Origin of the sequence: Bacteroides sp. BFG-637 (genome assembly GCF_024793605.1) — a bacterium.
Taxonomy (GTDB): domain Bacteria; phylum Bacteroidota; class Bacteroidia; order Bacteroidales; family Bacteroidaceae; genus Bacteroides; species Bacteroides vicugnae.
Genome location: NZ_JANUPD010000002.1, coordinates 3,723,485 through 3,745,733 on the forward strand (window position 1 = coordinate 3,723,485; position 22,249 = coordinate 3,745,733).

Here is a 22,249-nt window from a genome sequence, read left to right on the forward strand (position 1 = left end):
ATAATAAATTGTTTTATAATTTGAACTTATTATGTATCTGCATCGTTTTCTTATTGTTGTTTGGGTATAATACCCCAGTATTACATACAAAGGTAAGGATAAAACTGAATAATCTGTTAAAATGACCGTTTCCTTTTTATTTTTGAATGACTATTATTCTATATCGGAAAGTTCAAAAAAAAAGTCCGTACGTCTTTTTGGGGACAATTTGTCGAATAAATTTTCAGGTAATGAAAATGTAGCTTATTTTTTGATGCTCCTTCCCGTAAAGCGATATATGATAAAATAATGGAAAGAAGTTTGGGTAAACAAATGTCTTATGAGGAGTTTGCCGTATTTGATTTGCAGAATAAATCACAAACGCGCAGTGCTAAATCAACTGTAGGACCAAGTAAGCCATTCACACGTCCTCACTTTGTAAATAGAATGTTAGATAAGTAAAGCAGATGTATTCCATTCTGGCTTAGATACCAATTACGTTAAGTACAGTATTTTTCTAATCTTTTCCCGGTTGCCCACAATCCAAACGAGATCTCCTAATTGGAAAGTTGTGTCTTTATCCAGGGGAATCAGTTCGTCATTTCGTTCAATAGCTACAACAATACTGTCATGCTTCTCTCCTAAATGAGACTGCGCGATGGTCTGATTTAAAAAGCGGAATTCTTCGTCTACCGTGAAAGAGTGGAGAGTTATCTTTTTATCCACTGCATCCATATCTGATGTATTTTTTACATCTTCTATTCTATTTCTGAATTCCTGTAATTGCGTATCTGTACCAACTACTGTCAATTTATCCTGCGGATAGATGTGTTCAGAGCTTTTCGGTATATATATGTTCAGATCGCCACGAGTGATTGCGACGACATTTACTCCAAAATTTTGCCTGAATGAAAGTTCTCCTAAAGACTTGCCGATGTAATCGGAATAAGGCGATACGAGGATAGATGTCAAATCAAGGTCTTTATCATTGAATTCGCTATTGAAACTTGTTTTTAGCGGGTGCCGTTTTTTAGCTACCTCTTCCCGTCGGTTAAGATTGGCAAGGAATCTTGTTTCCAATCGTGAATATTGCGTGAGGTCTTCCCTAAGAATAAGAATCAATGCTACCACGGCTATGGCAATAATCACACTTATTCCCCAGTTTAGTTTAAAGTAGCTGATGACTACACTAGTGATAAAGAAAAGAGCAACAGATACACGTCCCAGAACCAGGGAAACCAGGCGTCCGTGATTGTAATTCTCGTCTCTCCATAGCTTCAGGAATAATTCCGAAGAGTTGTATTTGTTGGAGATGAGCGCCCATAAAAAAGGAGTCATAAGTAGAAGAGTACCCAGACACATCACCAGGTTGATCCATACAGTGACAGGAGCAAACATTTCGCTGATGGCGGGATAAATGATTTGTATCGACAGCAGCCAAATAGCAGTGAGCAGTACGCTATAGATAACAACTCTCCCAATCATGTTTTTTAGTAATTTCTTCCAGTCACTATCGTGGTTCATGGTCTTCTTGCCGGAAGCATAACGATCTAATGTCTCCTGTACTTTAGTAGGCAATATTTTGTAAAGCCATTCGGCAAAAGGATTGGCTAAACGGATAAAGTAAGGAGTCGTGAAAGTGGTGATAACAGATACAGCCACAATGATAGGTGAAATAAACGGATCAAGCACTTTGAGCGAAACACCCAGTCCGGCAATGATGAAAGCAAACTCTCCGATTTGTGCCAGGCTGAATCCGGATTTGATGGAAGTATTCAGTGGTTCTCCGGATAAGAGTACGCCAAACGAAGAGAAAATGGCTTTGCCGATAATGGTAACCAGTGTAATGATGATGACAGGCCAGGCGTATTCTACCAATACAGCCGGATTCACCAGCATACCGACCGAAACGAAAAAGATAGCTCCGAAGAGGTCTTTTACCGGTTGTATGATATGTTCGATGTGTTCGGCCTCGATAGTTTCGGCAAGGATAGATCCCATGATAAATGCTCCCAGTGCTGTTGAAAACCCTGTATAAGTAGCCAATACTACCATTCCCAGACAAAGACCGAGAGAAACAATCAGAAGAGTCTCGTTATTCATCAACTTCTTTGCTTTTTTGAGAAAAGCCGGAATAACGAAGATACCTATGAGAAACCACAGGATTAAAAAGAAAACGACCTTGAGCACACTTATCAGCAAATCTTCACCTACAAAGTCCTGACTCACTGCCATTGTGGAAAGAAGCACCATCATTAAGATAGCAATCAGGTCTTCCACTACCAGAGTACCGAATACGATACCGGTAAAACGTTGGTTACGCAATTCCAGATCATTGAAGGCTTTGATAATGATTGTAGTGGATGACATAGACAACATTCCTCCCAGGAAAATGGAATTCATGGTGCCCCATCCTAATAATTGTCCCACCAAATACCCAATGAGTAACATGCTGATTACTTCGGTGATAGCCGTAATAAAAGCTGTGGAACCTACATTCATGAGCTTCTTAAAGCTAAACTCCAGTCCGAGTGCAAAGAGCAGGAATATAACACCTATTTCTGCCCATATATTGATATTCTCAATATCTCCCACTGTAGGGAAAATATTAATATAAGGACCTGCCAGCAATCCGGCAATAATGTAACCTAAGACTAAAGGCTGTTTTAGCCATTTGAACAACAAGGTTATGATACTGGCCGATATTAATATCAGCGCAAGGTCGGCAATCAAAGTTGGCAAGTGTGACATTAGGTGTGGGTTTATTTATTATAACATTCCTGATAGATAATATGTTTCCATCTATAAAAAGATGGAAACAATATAATAAATAGCTGCAGCTAAGAGTCCACTGACTGGAATTGTAAGAATCCAGGCAGTCATGAGGCTTTTGGTTACTCCCCAACGAACGGCAGAGAGGCGTTTAGTTGCACCTACTCCAATAATTGCTCCTGTGATAGTATGTGTGGTACTAACGGGGATTTTCAACATTTCCGTAATGTAGAGAGTGAAAGCACCTGCTGTTTCGGCAATCACTCCTTCCAGTGGGGTTACTTTGGTAATTTTTGTTCCCATTGTTTTCACTATCTTCCAGCCACCGGACATCGTACCGAGTGAAATTGCTGTGAAGCACGAAAAAGCAACCCAGTCGGGAAGGTCATTGATACTGTTGATGCCCATGCCCAATCCCATTGAATGGCCGGCTATCATGGCAGCGGCAATAATACCCATTACTTTCTGTGAATCGTTCAAGCCATGTCCGACGCTGAAGAGGGCGGAGGATACGAGTTGTAACCTCTTGAACCATTGCTCGGCTGTGTGGGGATGTGCGCGTCGGCAGATGTAGAGGACAAACAGGGTGAAACCGAAAGCAATGACCATTCCGATAAAAGGAGCCAGAAAGATAAAGGCTGCAATTTTAAGAATGATGTTAAGCTGAATTGCTTCAAATCCGTTTGCCATAATGGCAGCTCCTGCAAAACCTCCGATAAGGGTGTGTGAGGAAGAAGACGGAATCCCTTTCCACCAGGTAACCAGGTTCCAAGTGATAGCCGCTATAACTCCTGCTAATATAATGGGCAGGGTGATATATTGCTCTACCACAGTCTTGGATACTGTATTGGCGATACCGAATCCACCTATTATATATTTGGCAATGAAAAAGGCTACGAAGTTGAAGAAAGCAGCCCATATTACAGCTTGAAAGGGAGTAAGCACCCTGGTAGATACGATGGTAGCTATTGAGTTTGCTGCATCGTGAAAGCCGTTGATATAATCGAATATCAGAGCCAGAATGATGATAGTCACTAATAATTCCATGTGTTCCGGCTTGCTTTATGCGTACTTTACAATCAGGTTTTTGAGAATCTTGCCTACATGCTCTGCGGCATCGGTCGTTTTTTCCAGTTCATGCATGATCTCCTTTATTTTGATAAGTTCAATGCAATCTTTTTCCTCTTCGAAAAGTTTGGTGATAAAGAATTCGTATACATCATCCGCCTGGTTTTCGATTTCATGCAGTTTGGAGCAGTATTCACGGAGAAGAGTCGGTTTCTTGCGGAATGTTTCGAGTTCGTCCATGGCTTTGCATATATAGATCGCTTCCTCCTGAATCAAACGGCTCAACTCTTTGCCATTCTCTGAAATAGGACGGGGATTGTAAATAGAGATTCGTTTGGCACAACTGTTTATTCCGTCAATGACGTCATCCATGCAGGAAGCTAAGTCATGAATATCTTCGCGGTCGAAAGGAGTGATAAAGGTAGTACCTAATTCATCAAAAATCAGGTGCGTCAGTCTGTCGCCTTCCCGTTCCAGGTCTTTGATTTTTTTGTAGTAGTCCGAACGTTCTGTAGGTGAGTCATGTTGCAAGCTTTCTATTAAAACAACTGATGCTTCGCAGAGCACTTCTGATAGCTGTTTCAGTAAAGGGAAAAATTTGGGCTCCTTTGGAGTAAACCGACTAAAAAAAGAATTTTTCATAAGTGTAAAAACTTTAAATTGTTTTTTCTTCTCTATTTATATTAGTAACAAATGAATACAGATTATAGTTTGCTGTTTTTAAGATTTTAGTTTGGCACGTACTACCTCTATAATGGCAGGCAATACAGAGATAAATATGATGACTACAATCAGTAACTTCAGATTTTCCTGCACAAACGGAAGGTCGCCGAAGAAATAACCAGCATAACAGAATACGGCAACCCAGAGCGCACCACCAACTAAATTATACATCATAAAATAGTAGTAATTCATCTTTCCCATTCCTGCTACGAAAGGTGCAAACGTGCGTACTATCGGGACAAATCTGGCTAGAATAATTGTTTTCCCACCATACTTTTTATAGAACTCGTGTGTTTTCTCCAGATAACTTTGTTTGAATATCCTGGAGTTGGGATTATTAAACAGCTTTCGACCGAAGAAATGTCCTATCATGTAATTGCAGGAATCGCCTAATACGGCAGCGGCAAATAAGATAATGACAAGTATATGCACGCTGATGGGCATATCGGGTAATGCTGAAATGGCTCCTGCAACGAAGAGTAAAGAATCACCGGGAAGAAAAGGAGTGACCACTAATCCGGTTTCACAGAAGATGATAAAAAACAAGATGGCGTATGTCCAGGCATGATAATCACGCACAATCATCACCATATATTGATCGATATGAAGTATAAAATCCAATAAAAAGTCCATTTTATATACTTTGGTTATTATTGTAATGAAAGAATGTTATAGGCTTCCAGACCATAGTGAATTTTCTTTTCACTCAAATGGTGGATGCAAACAGAAAGTGGGGCATAAAAGACTTGAATTGTCCTATGCCGAAAAAAGATATAAAATGGCTAAATGAGTATGTGTCCTAATGAATAGATATGATATCTATCGGAATATTTAAAAAGATTGGTATAATATGAAAAACCTGTCCATTGATTTTGAGGAAGTTGAATCTTTAGCGAGCTTAGTATGCGGATAGTGACAGAAGGAATATTGAATCTTAGTATTTTTAAGGGAGAGAGGTGGCGGAAGGAAAATGGATTTAAAACGCCGTTATCGTTATTGTAATTTTGCTTTCCGGCGTATTCTTTTGTCTTGACTAGTTTCTGTTCTTGATCCAGTTGTATAATGCTAGCTTTAGAGGTATATGAATTGGAATAGGTTTGTATGCCGTTACTACCGGCTTCTAACCGGTATGCCTCTTGTGCTTCGTCGGAAATCAGATGGAATCCCCAACACAGAAATACGCCTAATAGTATACAAAATATGTACTTCATCATAACCGCCGCAAAGGTAGAAACTATTTTTATATGAAATACATATTCACAAGCATAATTAACAATTATATCAGTGATTACCGGGAATTATTCTTTGAAGTTGCTTATCGTAAATTTCATCGGAGTCTTCCGCTCCACATTGTATATATACCTCCAATGCTAATGAGGTAGCCCGGTCGTATTCGGTCTTGTCTAATTTGCGTATCATGGCGATTGCTTTTATCATTAATTTGCCGGGAAATTTACTATTAATTCCCGGATATAACATTGGAATATGATTTCTTTTTTTTTTTTTTTGTAAAAGCTGTAGGGTATTTCCAGTCTGAGCGCTCTTATAAATAGAAACGTAATTTATTTACCTTTAAAAAGCATCAGTATGAAGAATGTAGAAAAACACTTGGTTGGATGGCTGTCAGTTTGTTTGCTGCTTTGTAGCTTTCCTGTGTGGGCGCAAGGAGATGCCGGAGATTATCTAACAATCGTTGGTATGGTGAAAGACAAGCAAAATAAAAAAGCTCTGGAGAACGTAAATGTATCTGTGCATGGCAGTAATATCGGCACTGTGACGAATGCGGAAGGAGAATTTGCTTTGAAAATCAAAAAAACAGAAGCGTCGCGCGAACTGGAGATTTCACATATAGGTTATGTAAATAATCATATCTCTCTGGAGAAAGAAACACCCTCTAAGTTGACGGTTTGGCTGACACCTCATGCCAACCTGCTGAATGAAGTGGTGGTGTTTGCTGAAAATCCACGTATGATTGTAGAGAAGGCAATCAGTAAGATTCCTCTAAATTATAGTGATAAGCGTGATATGCTGACGGGATTTTATCGGGAGACTGTACAGAAAGGGCGTCGGTATATTGGTATATCGGAGGCTGTGATCGATGTGTCCAAAACAGCCTACACTAATAGAAATACTAATCATGACAAAGTAAGGGTGGTGAAGGGACGTCGCCTGCTTAGCCAGAAAGCGAGTGATATCTTTAGAGCACGCAGTGGATAAATTAAAAAAGCAATCGAATTGAAACAGGGATAGTTTTCTTATATTTGAGGTCAATCATAAAGATGCTGGATGAACTGCTCATACTAAAAAAGATAAAAGGAGGTGACATGAAAGCGTTTGAGGAACTTTTTCGTCGTTACTATTTTCCTCTTTGCTGTTATGCGGCAGGTATGTTTGTCGAAAGGCGTACGCGTAACGTGCGAATGATTCCTCAAAAGGTGGTATATACAATTTCTTATAAACCGTGGCAAGGGACTTATTACATACACCATATCCGTGGAGATCTTCATTTCAAAGTGAAACGGACAAAAATGCTGTTCGGCAGCCGGGATCTTCATATCTGGTTTGAGATGATTACTTGCAAGGTGGATACCGAACAAGTGGTCGTATTTCCCCGTACAGACAGATTGCCCACCCGTACCATCTTCTCTGACACCAATTTCAAATATGATGAGAACTTCTGGAAGGACTTCAACGTGATCCCATTGGAAGAGGAAATCAGTAAACTGATAGAAAAGATCTCTTTGAAGATAGAAGAAATAGGTGATTGATTTGTTTTGTCATTCAATGAGATTGCTGTACCTTTGCATCCGGTTTAAAAGATTGTATGTTATGGAATTACCAAAAGATCCGATGATGTTGTTCAGCGTCATCAATATGAAGTTACGTGATTGTTATTCTTCACTTGACGAACTTTGTGAAGATATGAATGTGGACAAGGATGAATTAGTGAATCAGTTGAAAGCCGTGGGCTTTGAATATAGTGTGGAACACAATAAGTTCTGGTAATCATTTTCTTGTTTATAACTTATAGATAAACTACTAAAAGTGCCTTCATCGCCTTTACAAAGGATATGGAGGCACTTTCTATATCTTATGCGCAGCTTCTCTCTTACTCTTTCTTGTTAATAAAAGCAAAATGCGGATTCCCGTATTTAACTTCCCCGCTCTTCTGCGTTCTAACTAATAAAGCTTAGAAAAAGAATTGATGATAAACGAGAATAAAATTCGTGAAGCTTGTGCCTCGAATCGCGAACGGGGATTCAAGATGCTGATGGAATCTTTTCAGGTACCGATATATAATTATATTCGTAGACTGGTCGTATCTCATGAAGATGCGGAGGATGTGCTTCAGGAAGTCTTTATCCGGGTGTTCCGGCATATCGATCAATTTCGCGAAGAAAGTTCACTGTCAACTTGGATTTACCGGATTGCCACGAATGAGAGTTTACGCTTGCTGAACGGTCGTAAAGATGAGGGAGTTGTTTCTGCAGAAGATGTTCAGGAAGAGTTGATGGGCAAGTTGAAGGCTTCCGATTATATTGATTATGAAAATGAGTTGGCAGTGAAGTTTCAGGAAGCCATTCTAAGTTTGCCTGAAAAGCAACGGCTTGTATTCAACTTACGTTATTACGATGAACTTGAATATGAAGAGATTGCCCGTGTACTGGATAGTAAAGTGGATACACTAAAGGTGAATTACCACTATGCGAAAGAGAAGATTAAGGAATATATATTAAACAGATAGAATGATGAAAAAGGATTTTGATTTTGACGATATTGGTAAACGGACACCTTACCGTACCCCCGATGGATTCTTCGAGGACGTGCAACGAAAGGTGATGGAACGCGCCGGAGTGAAGCAACAGCGGAAATCTCACATGAAGCTGATTATTTCTACGGTGATTACCATGGCGGCAGTATTGATCGGATTTCTGTTTGTTCCATCTTTGAGACAGGCAGATGAGGCGAAAACGTCTTCTTCGAAAGTATTAGCTAATGGTACAGAATCTGTAGATAAATGGATTAAAGAACTATCGGATGAGGAGTTGGAGGAGCTCGTCAACTTCTCTGAAAATGATATATTTTTGAATTAAGTAACTCAATTATTATTTTAAACGTGAAGATTATGAAGACTAAATTTATTTATGTAATTTTGGCTGTCCTATTGATGGGAAGCCAGATGACTTTGTCTGCACAGAATACAGATAACAAAGAAAAGAAACAACGCCCTACACCGGAACAAATGGTGCAGATGCAGACTAACCAGATGGTGAAAATACTGATGCTGGATGATGCAACTGCTACCAAGTTTACTCCGGTTTATGAGAAATATCTGAAAGAGTTACGCGAATGTCGTATGATGTCCAGACCGAGAACCGAAAAAGCGAAAAAACAAGGGACGGATGCCAATGCTAAGCAGGAACGGTCGTCCATGACTGACGACCAGATTGCAACCATGTTGCGGAATCAGTTTACTCAAAGCCGTAAAATGCTGGATGTTCGTGAAAAGTATTACAATGAATTCAGTAAGATACTTTCGCAGAAGCAGATTCTGAAGATTTATCAGCAGGAAAAGATGAATGCTAATAAGTTTAAGAAAGAGTTTGACCGCAGAAAAGGACAGAAACCTGGACAAGGACACCACCAGGGACAAAGAACTCGTAGTCCGCGTTCAGACCAGAAATAAAGATTAGGTTTATTTTATTATAGTTTTATTTTACTAAATCAACACAATTTGAACATAGACAGCCATATTTATTCTTTTCAGTACCGTTTGATTACTTGTTATGTCTTGTTACTGATTAGTTTGACTGTTTTTGCTCAGTCCGGCAAAGAACGTTTTTCCGGTCGTGTGATTGATACTGAAACTTATCAGCCGGTACCGTTTGCTACGGTCCGGCTTTTAGCTTTACCGGATAGTACATTGTTGGGCGGCGGCGCTACGGATGCTATCGGTAAATTTCAACTTTCCGTTTCCATTCCTAATCATGCAACTAAAGCGAAGTCTTTATTATTACAGGTTTCATATATCGGATATAAGCCGGTTTTTCATCCCGTTTCCATTTCCAGCAAAAGTTCTTCTTATGAATTGGGGGATATAAATCTGACTCCGGAAAGTTATGCTTTGGATGAAGCAGTGGTAGTGGGGCAGGCTCCAATGGCGGTGACAGAGGGGGATACAACGGTATTCAACGCTTCTGCCTATCGTACTCCCGAAGGTTCAATGCTTGAAGAATTGGTAAAACAGCTTCCGGGAGGTGAAATAGATGCAGACGGTAAGTTGCTGATACATGGCAAGGAAGTAAAAAAGATTTTGGTGGACGGTAAAGAGTTTTTCTCTGATGATCCGAAAGCCGCTCTTAAAAATCTTCCTGTGGAGATGGTGGAGAAGTTAAAAGCGTATGAACGTCAATCAGATTTGGCACGTCTTACGGGAATAGATGACGGAGAGGAAGAGATGATTCTGGACTTGTCTGTGAAAAAAAATATGAAACGGGGCTGGATGGAGAATTTTATGGGAGGATATGGAAGTAAAGACCGTTATGAATTAGCCAATACCTTGAACCGTTTTCGTGAAAACTCTCAATTAACCATTATCGGGAATCTGAATAATACCAATAACCAGGGATTCTCGGAATTACAGAATGAATCTTCCAGTTCAACAGGCAATATCCGTAGCCGGATGGGACTGACTACCTCCCGCTCATTGGGGCTTAATGCAACTTATGACTGGAAGCGCGTTAAATTACGTTCAAATATTCAATATGTTGGCACCGATCGTTTGGAAGATAGCCGCACCACAGTCGACAACTTTCTCCGGGAAGATAAATCAATCAATCTGGGCACAAGTCATAGCCGGCAACAGAATCACGAACTGGTAGCCAATGCTTCTCTTGAATGGAAAATGGATTCTGTTACTACATTGATTTTCCGTCCTCAATATCGTTTCGCAGCCAATGATAGAGAGAATAATGGCTTTCAGGAAGGGTGGGGGAATGATGTGTTGCTGAATGAGAGAGAGTCCTCCGGCACTAATCATAATTCCCGGTATAATCTGGCACTGATGTTGCAGCTTAGTCGGAAATTGAGTCGTCTGGGGAGAAATGTTGCTTTGAAGGTAGACTATGGTGCTAATGCTTCAGCTACAGAGCGGACGAACCTTTCTACTACCCGGTACTTCAAAAATAATACGAAGAAGATTCAGAATCAGAAAATAGAGGATGATGTTGACGGATTCAATTACCGGGTGCAGTTGGTGTATGTAGAGCCATTACCGTGGCGGCATTTCCTGCAACTGCGTTACAGTTATCAGTATAGAGTGAACAATTCTGATCGCTTTGTCTATGACTGGGATAAGGAATTGGAAGAGTTTGCTCCTGACTTTGATGAAGAATCCAGTAACCGTTTTGAGAATCAATATAGTAATCATTTAGTAAATCTTGCGATACGTACCTCGCAAAAAAAGTACAATTATAATATTGGTGTTGATTTTGAACCTCAAAAGTCTGTTAGCCATTCATTGTTGAGTGATGCTCCCGAAGATCAGTTGGAAAGAACGGTCATGAATTTTTCGCCTACTGTCAATTTCCGCTATAAGTTTTCAAAACGCACCCGTTTGCAAATTGTGTATAGGGGAAAAGGGAAACAGCCTAATATACGTGATCTCCAACCTGTGACCGACCGTACCAACCCTTTGAATATCCGTGTCGGAAACCCTTCGTTGAAGCCTTCATATATGAATACTTTTACGCTGAATTTCAATTCTTACAATACCAGACATCAGCGAAATATGGTAGCTACCGCTTTGTTCGAGAATACCATTAACAATGTAACCAATCAGGTGACTTATGATAGTGAAACTGGTGTACGAACTACGTCTCCGGTCAATATGAATGGTAATTGGCGGGCCATGGGTTCTTTTTCTCTCAATACCCCTTTTAAGAATCGTAACTGGATATTTCGTACTTACTCCTATCTGCAATACCGGAATCAGAATGGCTATACAACCTTGAATAAAGAAGAACCGGTGAAAACTTCCGTACAGCATTTAACGGGACGCGAACGTCTACGGATTACTTATCGTACCCGCCAAATGGAACTTACAGGGCTTGTTGGCCTGACTTATAACAATTCTTATAATGACGTACGGGAGAAGCGTACTGAAACTTTTGATTATCAGGCAGGGACCGAATTGCAGCTTTATCTTCCCTGGGGGATGGAGTTATATAATGACTTGACTTATTTTCTCCGTACCGGATATGGTTATGAGGGTTATGCCAAAGCAAATTTCATGTGGAACTGCCAGCTGTCAAAAGCCTTTTTGAAGAGGAAACAGTTACTAATCCGCTTCAAAATATATGATATTCTTCATCAGGACATTTCCATGATACGCACGATAACCGCTACTGCCATTCGTGACACTGATTATAATGCACTGGGTTCTTATTTTATGGTGCATGCTATACTTCGTTTGAATATGATGGGAAAATAATTAGAAATTAAATCTTCATTAGTTCGAAAACCACAGCAGGGTTTTGATTGTTGTATGTCCTACGTATAAAAACAATGTAAGGCTGGCTGAATGTTTCGACTGATAAGAAAGATAAAAGATAAAGGTCGTTGGCGTATTTTTAAACTGAAGTTGATTGATGCCCGACTGTACTTTGTCAGTATCTTCGTAGGATTACTGACAGGACTTGTAGCTGTGCCTTATCATTACCTATTACAGTTTTTCTTTAATCTCCGTCACGATTTCTTTGATTCTCGTCCCAAATGGTATTGGTACATACCTCTTTTTCTTTTGATGTGGGGAATACTTGTATTCGTATCCTGGTTGGTAAAGAAAATGCCGCTTATTACCGGTGGGGGTATTCCACAAACACGTGGAGTTATCAATGGGAGGGTTGATTATAAACATCCTTTTCTGGAATTGGTGGCAAAGTTTGTAGGTGGAATACTTGCATTAAGTACCGGATTGTCTTTGGGGCGTGAAGGTCCCTCTGTACAAATAGGTTCGTATGTAGGATATCTGGTATCCAAATGGGGGAGGGTGCTTAGCGGTGAACGGAAACAGTTATTGTCCGCTGGTGCCGGTGCCGGGTTAGCGGCAGCTTTTGCTGCCCCATTGGCTTCGTCATTGTTGGTGATCGAATCTATCGAGCGGTTCGATGCACCTAAAACAGCTATTACCACACTTCTGGCAGGAGTAGTGGCAGGTGGAGTTGCCAGTTGGATTTTCCCGATTAATCCTTATTTTCATATTGATGCTATTGTACCGGGAATGACTTTCTGGGGACAAGTGAAATTGTTTCTTTTGTTGGCAGCAGTCGTTTCTGTTTTTGGAAAGTTCTTTTCTGTCACCACTCTTCAGGTGAAACGTATTTACCCTGGCATTAAGCATCCGGAATACGTGAAGATGCTGTATTTGCTTTTTATAGCTTTTCTAATTTCTATGGCCGAGTTTAATCTGACCGGAGGAGGCGAACAGTTCTTGTTATCCCAAGCTATGCATCCGGACACACATATCCTCTGGATTGTTGGCATGATGTTATTGCATTTTGTTTTTAGCACTTTTTCTTTTTCTTCGGGTTTACCGGGAGGAAGTTTTATCCCGACACTGGTGACGGGAGGACTTCTTGGACAAATAGTAGGATTGATTATGGTTCAACAAGGTGTTATTGCTTATGAGAATATCAGCTATATCATGTTGATTTGTATGTCTGCATTCCTTGTAGCAGTAATCCGCACCCCTTTGACAGCTATTGTACTAATAACCGAGATTACAGGGCATTTGGAAGTCTTTTATCCTTCCATTGTTGTAGGGGGATTAACTTATTACTTTACGGAAATGCTTCAGATCAAGCCGTTTAATGTTATTTTGTATGACGATATGATTCATTCACCGGCATTTACGGAAGAACCCCGTTATACACTATCTGTAGAAGTAATGAGTGGCTCCTATTTGGATGGAAAGATGGTGGACGAACTTCGTTTGCCAGAACGTTGTATGATCATTAATATACATCGTGATCGTAAGAACTGGCCTCCCAAGGGGCAGAAATTAATGCCTGGCGATCAGGTTCAAATAGAAATGGACTCACAGGATATAGAAAAATTGTATGAACCTTTAGTAAGTATGGCGAATATTTATTAAGTATTTCATCTTTAGATTCTGGTCCTTGATATATAAAAATAGCTGAAAGAGAGATTCTTCCAGCTATTCTTTCAGTATATTAAATACTTATTTTTTCTTATACCAATCGGGGTTTGTACCATATTTAGCCCAGTCTATAAATTTAGGATAGATTTCACTGATAGGTTTTTTCTCGTTTTTATCGAAGTTTTTTAATTCTGCAATATCATTTGCATTGGCATTTGACAGGTAGAATGCAAAAGGATAAATATTCTCTTGATCCGATACATAGTAAATGCCTTCATTAGGCTTAGAACAGTCTTCATATTGTCCGAAGAGAGAAGTATCGACTTTAGAAGTTGGTTTCTTCATAGGACAATGAACTTCCAGGCGATTACCTTCTTTACTAGGACGGTATATGAATGCATCGATTGATGTTTCCTGCTTTTTATTCGAGTTTTTATCTCCGTATTTGAATGTTACTTTATATTCGGCATTCGGGTTTGTTTTGACGTTATCAGTCAATATGATTGCATTACTTTCACGAGTAAATTTGTCAGCTCCCGAAGCTACAGTAAAGTCCTTTTCATTTTCTTTTCTAATAAAGTATTCAGTTGACTGTGCGTTTCCCTCATTTGAAAGAGTGAAACCTAATCCGTTAGTAAATACAGTCGATTTATTATATAAAGTTTTAAGCGTAAATGATTCGCTTAAAATTTCATTATATATATTGAAAACTTTTTGATAAGTATACTGAACCAATACGTCATTCATATCGTAATCACCAGCTTTAGGCCATTCATCTTCAAATGCGTATACACCTGTCTTTTCGATGGTTGTATTTAAATCTTCATCTACAGGAGGAACATTGGTGATTTCAGGATTGGCTTTTAAGGAGAACACAACATCTGTAAAGTTCTGGTCATCCATGAAATCTTCAAAAGCGATAGCAATGTTGTTGTTTTTATCTTTAAACATAGCCGTACGTACATCTATATTGCTATTCACTTTAGTGCTAAATCCTTTGGTGGAGCTAGCATAAAATCCTGCGGTTTGGGTATAGCTATTGAAGCCTGTAAAATAGGTGTTCCATGCGTTACATGCTAGAACAAAACCGATGCTATATCCTTTGGGGAAATTTGTCCCTTCCGGATGTTCAGGATCATCAAAATATTTTAGCTGTACAGCAGTGCCTTCTTTTACGCCTTGTGGAGAAGCTTGAAGGCTTCCGTTATTCCAAGTCATTTGAGTGTTTGGGAATATAGCATATACCTTTGCATCTTTCAGGCTAGCAGGAGCTTGGTCAAGTCGGTAATAGTAGTAGCCTAATGAACTGTTCCAACAGGTCCATCCTTTTAATGCGGTTAGAACTACGGCTGTTTCGTCTTTTTCAACATATAAATCGGCAGGAGTGCGAAATCCCTCTGGACAACTTCCTAATGTATTTAATACTTTATTTACAGTAGTACGCAATTCATTCATTTCAGATTTACTCAAAGTGAGTTTAGGATCGTTACCTTTATAAGCATAATCAATAACCCCACTACGTTTATCAAATGAGCCGAGATTAGTATTCCATCCTAGATTATTAAACCGATTTCCATCAAATTTTGTTGATTCTTTATAAGACGCTCTAGTCGTAGGCTGTTCATCTGTGTCTGATACCTTTAAAACACCGTTAACTATTTTTCCGGGTATTGCCTGTCTGGCAAAAGGTGATGTAGAAACGATATACACATTAGATACATAAGCCGGCAATTCTATTGTTGTAGTGAATTTGCCTTGTTCATCTGTCCATGCACCATCTAATGGCTGAACATTTTCTTTTAGAATAGTAGTGTTTTCACCTTCAATCAATGGATTTCCATCATAAATGGAGAAAGGAACTCTTGATTCAGAATTAGAATAGTCAATTTCTACTTGTACTTTTTGTATAGTAGAAAAGTTAGAGGGGTTAATTTCTGCTCCTGGAGCTTCTTGGTATAAGTCTTTATCACTGTCTACACAGCTGCTTACACCCATTGCAATAATCACTGTACATGCTAACCAAAATTTCTTCATATGTGTTGTTTTTTGTTTATGCAATAATTTAGTTCGTTTTGTTTTAAAAAGAAACCCGTAAGCTCTTTAAAGTTCAAAAGCTTACGGGTGCAAAGATATATATATTATTCAATACAATCATAGAAAAGTTGAATAATTTTCAAAAATATGTTCTATAACTTGTATTTTCCATTCTTTTTGTCTCATTATTCCATACTTCTTAGCCATGCAATTTCTTCTTTCCATTTATTTTCATCTGGGGTTTCGAGTATTAACGGAATATTATCAAATCTGGAATCTTGCATCAATCTTTCAAAAAAAGCTCTGCCAATCAATCCTTCACCAATGCTGTCGTGGCGGTCAACATGGGTACCTAATGCTTTTTTAGAATCATTCAAGTGCATACCGCGGAGGTAGTTGAATCCCACTTCCTTGTTAAATTCATCAAAAACTTTATCATATTCATTGACAATGTCGTAACCTGCAGTATAAGTATGACAGGTATCGAGGCAAACACCTACCCGGCTCTTATCGTTTACCCGGTCGATGATATATTTCAGTTGCCAGAACTCGCTTCCTAAATTACTACCTTGTCCGGCTGTGTTTTCAATAACGGCTGTCACTCCGTTTGTTTTTTCTAAAGCAAGATTGATGCTTTCTGCAATAAGCGACAGGCAATCTTCTGTTGATATTTTATTGAGAGAGCTACCAGGATGAAAATTTAGAAGTTTCAAACCAAGCTGTTCGCAACGTTTCATTTCGTCCAGAAAAGCGGCACGGCTTTTTTGAAGTCCCTCTTCCTCCGGATGCCCCAGATTGATAAGATAACTGTCATGTGGCAGGATATATTCCGGTTGGAAACCGTACTTCTCACAATTCTCTTTAAAGAGGTTGATACTTTCTTTCGTTAAAGGTTTACTTACCCATTGACGTTGATTCTTGGTGAATAATGCAAAAGCATTTGCTCCTATTTCGCGCGCATTAATGGGGGCGAATTCAACGCCACCGGATGCGCTAACGTGTGCTCCGATATATTTCATATTTTGTTTTTTAATCTGATTCCAGTTTGCAAATATAACATTTTTGGAAGAACTAATGTTTGAAAAAACAATTAGGGTAGGTCGACTGCACCAAAAATGTTTTAATAGGAGTGGAGATGAACTAAATGGTAGCTTCCAATAGTTAGTAAGAGGTAAGCTGTCTTAATGCAGTATTTAACTTCCTGTTTTTTACTAATAATACTTTGAACTGCATTCTAGTTTACGTTCCACAACTGTTGAACGTAAATTCATAGGAATGAAGAAAATAGCAGTTCCAAGAAGAGTTACTAAAAATACTATTGCGTTAGATTAATCCTTGTAACTATGAATTTAGTTCAAAACGCTCATAGAAAGGAAAAAAGTGAAATAAAGTTTGTAGTTCTTAATTTAACTTTCTATATTTGCGATATCCAGCTAGCTCCGGAGGGGGCGGTGGGGTGTTTTTTTTATTTAAGAAAGGCGTTTACCAAACGTTATCTTCTGAACTCAAATCTCGCAAATTTGAAATCTACAAGAAGATAAGGCAACGGAAGCGTTCACTAAGGATGTGTTATCAAACATTGTGCTTTGCATAATGTTCTGTATATCTCGTCTTGGCGTGGGCTAGCTGTGTTGCTTATCCTTGTAGATGGGCAATGCGAGAGCCTGAGTTCGGGATAAGCAGAAGTACAGACTCCCATGCCTTTTTTTATTTACTGCTCAATCCGGGGAGGCTATAAGCCATAAATAACATGCAAATGAATTATCATGCTCCCAATTCTTTGTTTTCTTATTTGAATGTAGCCTTTATTAAAAGTATCGGCTGTTTATGTGCTCTTTTCCTATGTATGGCTAGCTACGCGCAGGATGTCACTGTACGAGGAAAAGTTTCTACTCATGGAGAGGAAATGGCAGGTGTGACTATTGTTGTGAAAGGTAGCAATGGACAGCAGGGCACAGTAACCTCAGTTAATGGCAATTATTCATTGAAAGTGGATAGTAAAGGAACTCTTATCTTTTCGTATATTGGTTGTGAAACAATGGAGGTTCCGGTAAAAGGGCGTACTACGATCAATGTGGAGATGAAAGAAACTTCTTTGGCTGTTGATGAAGTAATCATTACTGTGCCTTACGGAACTGTTAAGAAATCTACATTTACCGGTTCGGCCGGAGTTGTTGATAAAAAGTTGATTGCGTCATCACAAGTAAGTAGTGTCTCAAAAGCATTACAAGGAAGTGTGGCAGGTTTACAATCATTCTCAACGAGTGGACAACCCGGAGAAGATGCTAGTATCTATATCCGTGGTATTGGTTCGGCCAATGCATCTACCACTCCGCTTTACGTAGTGGATGGCGTTCCCTACGACGGTGCTTTGTCTTCCATTTCTTCACAGGATATTGCTTCTATTACTGTGTTGAAAGATGCTGCGGCTGCTACGTTGTATGGATCGCGTGCTGCAAACGGTGTAATCATGATTACCACCAAACAGGGAGTCGAGTCTGCTCCGGTTATCGAGTTGTCTGCTAAATTCGGTTTTTCAAGTCGTGCGGTAAGAGATTATGACCAGTTAAGTACCAATGATTATTTTATGTTGCAATGGGAAGCTATGCGTAATAAATATATAAACGATGGTCATTCGGCAGAAGATGCTGCACAGCGATCTTCATCCGAGTTAATATCTGCTATTGGCATTAATCCTTATGGAAGCAAATATGTCCAGCCGGTGGGGGTAGATGGTAAATTGGTGGCAGGAGCTACACCATTGTGGGACGACAGTTGGGAGGATGCTTTAACGCAAGACGCACACTATACGGATTTAAGTGCTCGAATTTCAGGTGGAAGTAAGAATACGAAATATTACTTCTCGTTGGGGTATCTGGACGATCAAGGGGCATATATCTGTTCTGGCTTCAAGCGTTATACATTGCGTTCTAATATCACTTCCGATCTGCGTGACTGGTTACAGGTGGGTTTGAACGTTTCGGGTACCCATTCTATTCAGGATTATCCGAAGCAGGATGATACTGCAATCGGTAATATTGTATTGGCTGCACGTTCATTACCTTCATTCTATCCGGTTTACGAGCGGAATCCCGATACCGGTGAGTATTTGCTCGGTGACGATGGAAATAAAATCTATGATTACGGAAATTATCGCAAGAGTTCTTACCGCGGTTATAATTTTGTTCAATCTATGCCCTATGACAAGAATGAGATAAAGAGGGATGCGGCTTCGGTACGCGGATATTTGCAGATTGCTCCGATTAAGGGATTATCCTATAAGATGTCTTTGAGCATAGATTACAACAGTAAATTTTCGCATGATTATACTAATCCCACTTATGGAAAAGAACCTTTGGTAGGTTCGGTTAGTAAGCGCAATTATCGGACTACAGGTATGACATTCAATAATGTGGTAAATTGGGAGCATAAATTCAAAGAACTCCACAATATTCGTTTGATGGCAGGTCAAGAATATTATGAGTACAATACTTCCAACTTCGGAGGATCACGTTCCGGTGTCATTACTGATGGCTTTTTTGAACCGGACGCAGCTTCTACATTGACAGGTTTCAGTGGAAATAGCGATCAGTATAAATTACTTAGTTATTTCGGAAGTGCCGAATATGCTTTCAATCAGCGTTATTTCTTATCGGCGTCCATGCGTACTGATGGATCATCACGTTTTCATCCCGACAATCGTTGTGGAACATTTTGGTCGTTTGGGGCTTCCTGGAAAATTCATCAGGAGTCTTTTATGAAAGGTGTTGCTGACAAATGGCTGTCAAACCTAAGTATTCGTGCCAGTTATGGTGCTCAGGGAAATGATAATGTGGGTTATTATGCGTATCAAGAATTATACGGTATCGGTAGCTTCTTGGGTGAGACTACTCTTCACGCTTCTCGTCTGGCAACTCCTGATTTGTCGTGGGAAACGAACTTGAACTTTAATGTCGGTTTGGACTTCGGTTTTTTGAATAACCGCATCAATGGTACGATTGAATACTTTAACCGTGCGTCCAAAGATTTGCTGTTCAGCCGTGATTTAGTACTTTCCTCCGGTTTTAGTTCTATTGATGCCAATATTGGAAAATTGAAAAACTACGGTTGGGAATTTACTGTAAATGCTACACCTGTATTGACTCGTGACTGGACATGGCGGTTGTCGGTTAATATGACGACTTATAAAAATAAAATAGTGCAGTTGCCCACGGAAGTAATGTGGCAAGGTAGTAAGAAATGGGTACAGGGTGGTTCATTGTATGACTTTTGGTTGTATGAATGGGGTGGTGTAGATCCCGAAACCGGAAGTGCGCAATGGGCTTATTATGATGCTGACGGCATGAGGCATTTAACAGATGACTATTCGGCTCTGACTTCTGATAAGAAGGTAAAAGCTGGTAGCTCTTTGCCGAAATTAAGTGGAGGTTTCCAGTCAGATCTTACATGGAAAGATCTGTCATTATCTATGTTGTTCTCTTATGGTATCGGTGGAAAAATCTATAATAATGATATAACGATGCTGATGAGAGTAAACGGTGGTAATGGAGATAGTATGAGTAAAGAACTCTTGAACCGTTGGACACCAGAAAATACAAATACAAATATTCCCCGGTTGACACAGGATGGTACAAGCAAGTTTACTTCCTCGTCTACACGTTGGCTGGTAGATCGTTCTTTCCTTCGTTTAAAAACAATAACACTCAACTATAACTTACCGAAGAAATGGTTGCACCCACTGACTTTGAAAGATGCAAGCGTATTTGTGCAAGGTGAAAATATGCTGACATTCAGTAAGCAGCAGGGACTTGATCCGGAACAGCCGGTCAGTGGTATGGCTTCTTTCCGTTATCCGGCTATGAAGACAATTTCATTTGGTATCAATGTAAAACTTTAAAATGAATACAACAATGAAGATAAAACTTAAAAATGTATGTGGACTTATTTTGATGGTATGTGTAGTGGTGTCATGTGATTTAGATACTACTCCTACCACTTCATTGGATGCTCCGAATGTATATAAAGATACGAAGAATGCGGAACGTGTGTTGAGGGGCGCATGGAACTATATCTTTAATACGGGCTCCACTTATGCATCTATTGGTATGGGTTCCATAATGTTGAATGACGATTTTGCCGGTTCAGACGCTGTCAGAACAAGAAGCTATGGTTTCTCCGGCAGTTATAACCTGACAAACGGATATTCACGCGGCGAGTATAATGGCGTGCTTTGGGATTTGATGTATGATCCGATTAATAATTGTAACGGCATATTGAAGTATATAGACGATGTGGCGGGAACTAAAGAAGATAAGGCCAGGATCAAAGGACAGGCATTGGCTACACGTGGGTACGCATATATGATTTTGGCTACACATTATTCTTTTGCCATCGACAAAGATCCGAATGCTGTTTGCGCTCCAATATATACTGAACCAACAGATAACGAAGTAGCTTTGACAGGAAAACCTGCTTCTAGTGTATCAGAAGTTTTTGCTCAAGCTCTGAGTGATTTGGAAGATGCCTTGTTGTTTATTCCTGAAAACTATTCACATGGGAATGATGCGAATGCCCAGTATCAGATTGATTATTCTGTTGCATTGGGCTTGTTGGCACGTACTCATCTATATGCTCGTAGCTGGCAGAAGGCGTATGATTATGCGACGGATGCTTTAGCTATCAATTCTTATTTAATGAATGAGAATGAATATAAGAGTGGCTTTAATGATTATACCAATAAAGAGTGGATGTGGGGATTGTCATGTACAATTGACGATAATATGCCCTGTTATCTGTTTTATTTCAAGGATTGCACATCCGATGGTTATACAAACCTCAATGCCGATCCTTATTTCAAGGAAGAGTTTGAAGATGGTGACTACCGTAAGGATTTATTCGATTGGGGACAGACAGCTTATGGAGACTGGGCTATGTTGAATAAGAAATTCATATTTAAAGACCTCGACAATATGTTGGCGGATTTAGTATTGATGCGTACTTCGGAGATGTATTTGATTAAAGCTGAAGCGGCTGCTCATTTAGCAGGTAAAGAGGGTGAAGCACAACAGTTGTTACAGACTTTGCGTAATGCCCGTATGAAGGAAGGTAAAACTGCGCATGCAGTTACGGAAACCGGTGATGCGTTGATACAGGAAATATGGAAAGAGCGTCGTAAAGAATTGTGGGGTGAAGGTTTTGCTTTGACTGACCTTATCCGTAACCAACAATCAGTGGAACGTAAGGAATATGATGGAAAGATTACTGTGGGTGGCAAAGAAATATCGGTTAAGGGACATACTATTATTAGTTTACCAGATAATACTCCTTTTGTTCCGAATAGTAAATATTATCTGTTCCGCATTCCTGAAAAGGAAGAGTTGCAGAATACCGGACTTTATTCGAAATATCCGAGATTGTCTATTTATGATTTATAAATCCGTATAACTATAAAACCAGTCCCTTCTTCTTTTGATAATCAAAAAAGAAGGGGCTGATTTTGATATAAAGAGCATT

Annotated in this window: 17 protein-coding genes and 3 pseudogenes; 12 read left to right on the forward strand and 8 right to left on the reverse strand. The window is 39.6% G+C overall.

The window, feature by feature from the left end:
* Positions 1-288: 288 nt before the first annotated feature.
* The gene (locus NXX38_RS14345) at positions 289-441 is read left to right on the forward strand and encodes a hypothetical protein (protein WP_233527283.1); all 153 of its coding nucleotides are present in this window, start codon (positions 289-291) and stop codon (positions 439-441) included.
* A 33-nt stretch (positions 442-474) separates the two neighbouring features.
* On the opposite strand, the gene NXX38_RS14350 is transcribed toward NXX38_RS14345, so the two are convergent.
* From NXX38_RS14350 to NXX38_RS14375, 6 genes are all read right to left on the reverse strand, one after another.
* On the reverse strand, positions 475-2,730 hold the full coding sequence (locus tag NXX38_RS14350) for a cation:proton antiporter (protein ID WP_148364546.1): 2,256 nt from the start codon (positions 2,728-2,730) through the stop codon (positions 475-477).
* A 51-nt stretch (positions 2,731-2,781) separates the two neighbouring features.
* On the reverse strand, positions 2,782-3,798 hold the full coding sequence (locus NXX38_RS14355; RefSeq protein ID WP_004305685.1) for an inorganic phosphate transporter: 1,017 nt from the start codon (positions 3,796-3,798) through the stop codon (positions 2,782-2,784).
* Positions 3,799-3,813: 15 nt separating this feature from the next.
* A complete protein-coding gene (locus NXX38_RS14360; RefSeq protein WP_004325331.1) occupies positions 3,814-4,461 on the reverse strand; it encodes a DUF47 domain-containing protein in 648 nt (215 codons plus the stop codon).
* A 78-nt stretch (positions 4,462-4,539) separates the two neighbouring features.
* The gene (locus NXX38_RS14365; protein WP_234133327.1) at positions 4,540-5,175 is read right to left on the reverse strand and encodes a DedA family protein; all 636 of its coding nucleotides are present in this window, start codon (positions 5,173-5,175) and stop codon (positions 4,540-4,542) included.
* 149 nt (positions 5,176-5,324) lie between these two features.
* Complete coding sequence (locus NXX38_RS14370) at positions 5,325-5,756, reverse strand: hypothetical protein (protein ID WP_122136839.1); 432 nt, start codon at positions 5,754-5,756, stop codon at positions 5,325-5,327.
* 67 nt (positions 5,757-5,823) lie between these two features.
* Complete coding sequence (locus tag NXX38_RS14375) at positions 5,824-5,961, reverse strand: hypothetical protein (protein WP_258979885.1); 138 nt, start codon at positions 5,959-5,961, stop codon at positions 5,824-5,826.
* A gap of 168 nt (positions 5,962-6,129) precedes the next feature.
* Here NXX38_RS14375 and NXX38_RS14380 point away from each other — a divergent pair.
* From NXX38_RS14380 to NXX38_RS14420, 9 genes and pseudogenes are all read left to right on the forward strand, one after another.
* Positions 6,130-6,735: pseudogene (locus NXX38_RS14380) on the forward strand (carboxypeptidase-like regulatory domain-containing protein); the annotation flags it as partial.
* Between the two features lie 86 nt (positions 6,736-6,821).
* A pseudogene (locus NXX38_RS26910) lies at positions 6,822-6,932 on the forward strand (RNA polymerase sigma-70 factor); the annotation flags it as partial.
* Positions 6,921-7,310, forward strand: a pseudogene (locus NXX38_RS14390) (carboxypeptidase-like regulatory domain-containing protein); the annotation flags it as partial. The pseudogenes NXX38_RS26910 and NXX38_RS14390, both read left to right, overlap by 12 nt.
* A 61-nt stretch (positions 7,311-7,371) precedes the next feature.
* Positions 7,372-7,548 (forward strand): DUF4250 domain-containing protein, encoded by a 177-nt coding sequence (locus tag NXX38_RS14395; protein ID WP_004302174.1) that lies wholly within the window; start codon positions 7,372-7,374, stop codon positions 7,546-7,548.
* 199 nt (positions 7,549-7,747) lie between these two features.
* A complete protein-coding gene (locus NXX38_RS14400; RefSeq protein ID WP_217722969.1) occupies positions 7,748-8,287 on the forward strand; it encodes an RNA polymerase sigma factor in 540 nt (179 codons plus the stop codon).
* Between the two features lie 4 nt (positions 8,288-8,291).
* Positions 8,292-8,636, forward strand: a complete 345-nt coding sequence (locus tag NXX38_RS14405; RefSeq protein ID WP_148364586.1) for a hypothetical protein — start codon at positions 8,292-8,294, stop codon at positions 8,634-8,636.
* Positions 8,637-8,668: 32 nt separating this feature from the next.
* Positions 8,669-9,229, forward strand: a complete 561-nt coding sequence (locus NXX38_RS14410; protein WP_234133325.1) for a hypothetical protein — start codon at positions 8,669-8,671, stop codon at positions 9,227-9,229.
* A gap of 48 nt (positions 9,230-9,277) precedes the next feature.
* Positions 9,278-12,034 carry an outer membrane beta-barrel protein gene (locus NXX38_RS14415; RefSeq protein ID WP_258979887.1) on the forward strand — a complete coding sequence of 919 codons (2,757 nt, stop codon included), beginning with the start codon at positions 9,278-9,280 and terminating at the stop codon, positions 12,032-12,034.
* Positions 12,035-12,124: 90 nt separating this feature from the next.
* A complete protein-coding gene (locus NXX38_RS14420; RefSeq protein ID WP_258979888.1) occupies positions 12,125-13,696 on the forward strand; it encodes a ClC family H(+)/Cl(-) exchange transporter in 1,572 nt (523 codons plus the stop codon).
* 87 nt (positions 13,697-13,783) lie between these two features.
* Here NXX38_RS14420 and NXX38_RS14425 read toward each other — a convergent pair whose 3' ends face one another.
* Positions 13,784-15,736, reverse strand: a complete 1,953-nt coding sequence (locus NXX38_RS14425) for an LruC domain-containing protein (RefSeq protein WP_258979889.1) — start codon at positions 15,734-15,736, stop codon at positions 13,784-13,786.
* 185 nt (positions 15,737-15,921) lie between these two features.
* On the reverse strand, positions 15,922-16,755 hold the full coding sequence (nfo, locus tag NXX38_RS14430) for a deoxyribonuclease IV (RefSeq protein ID WP_217722961.1): 834 nt from the start codon (positions 16,753-16,755) through the stop codon (positions 15,922-15,924).
* Positions 16,756-17,486: 731 nt separating this feature from the next.
* Here nfo and NXX38_RS14435 point away from each other — a divergent pair.
* Positions 17,487-20,633 carry a TonB-dependent receptor gene (locus NXX38_RS14435; protein WP_258979891.1) on the forward strand — a complete coding sequence of 1,049 codons (3,147 nt, stop codon included), beginning with the start codon at positions 17,487-17,489 and terminating at the stop codon, positions 20,631-20,633.
* Between the two features lie 13 nt (positions 20,634-20,646).
* Entirely contained in the window at positions 20,647-22,170 is a 1,524-nt protein-coding gene (locus tag NXX38_RS14440) for a RagB/SusD family nutrient uptake outer membrane protein (protein ID WP_258979892.1), read from the forward strand.
* The last annotated feature ends 79 nt before the right edge of the window (positions 22,171-22,249 follow it).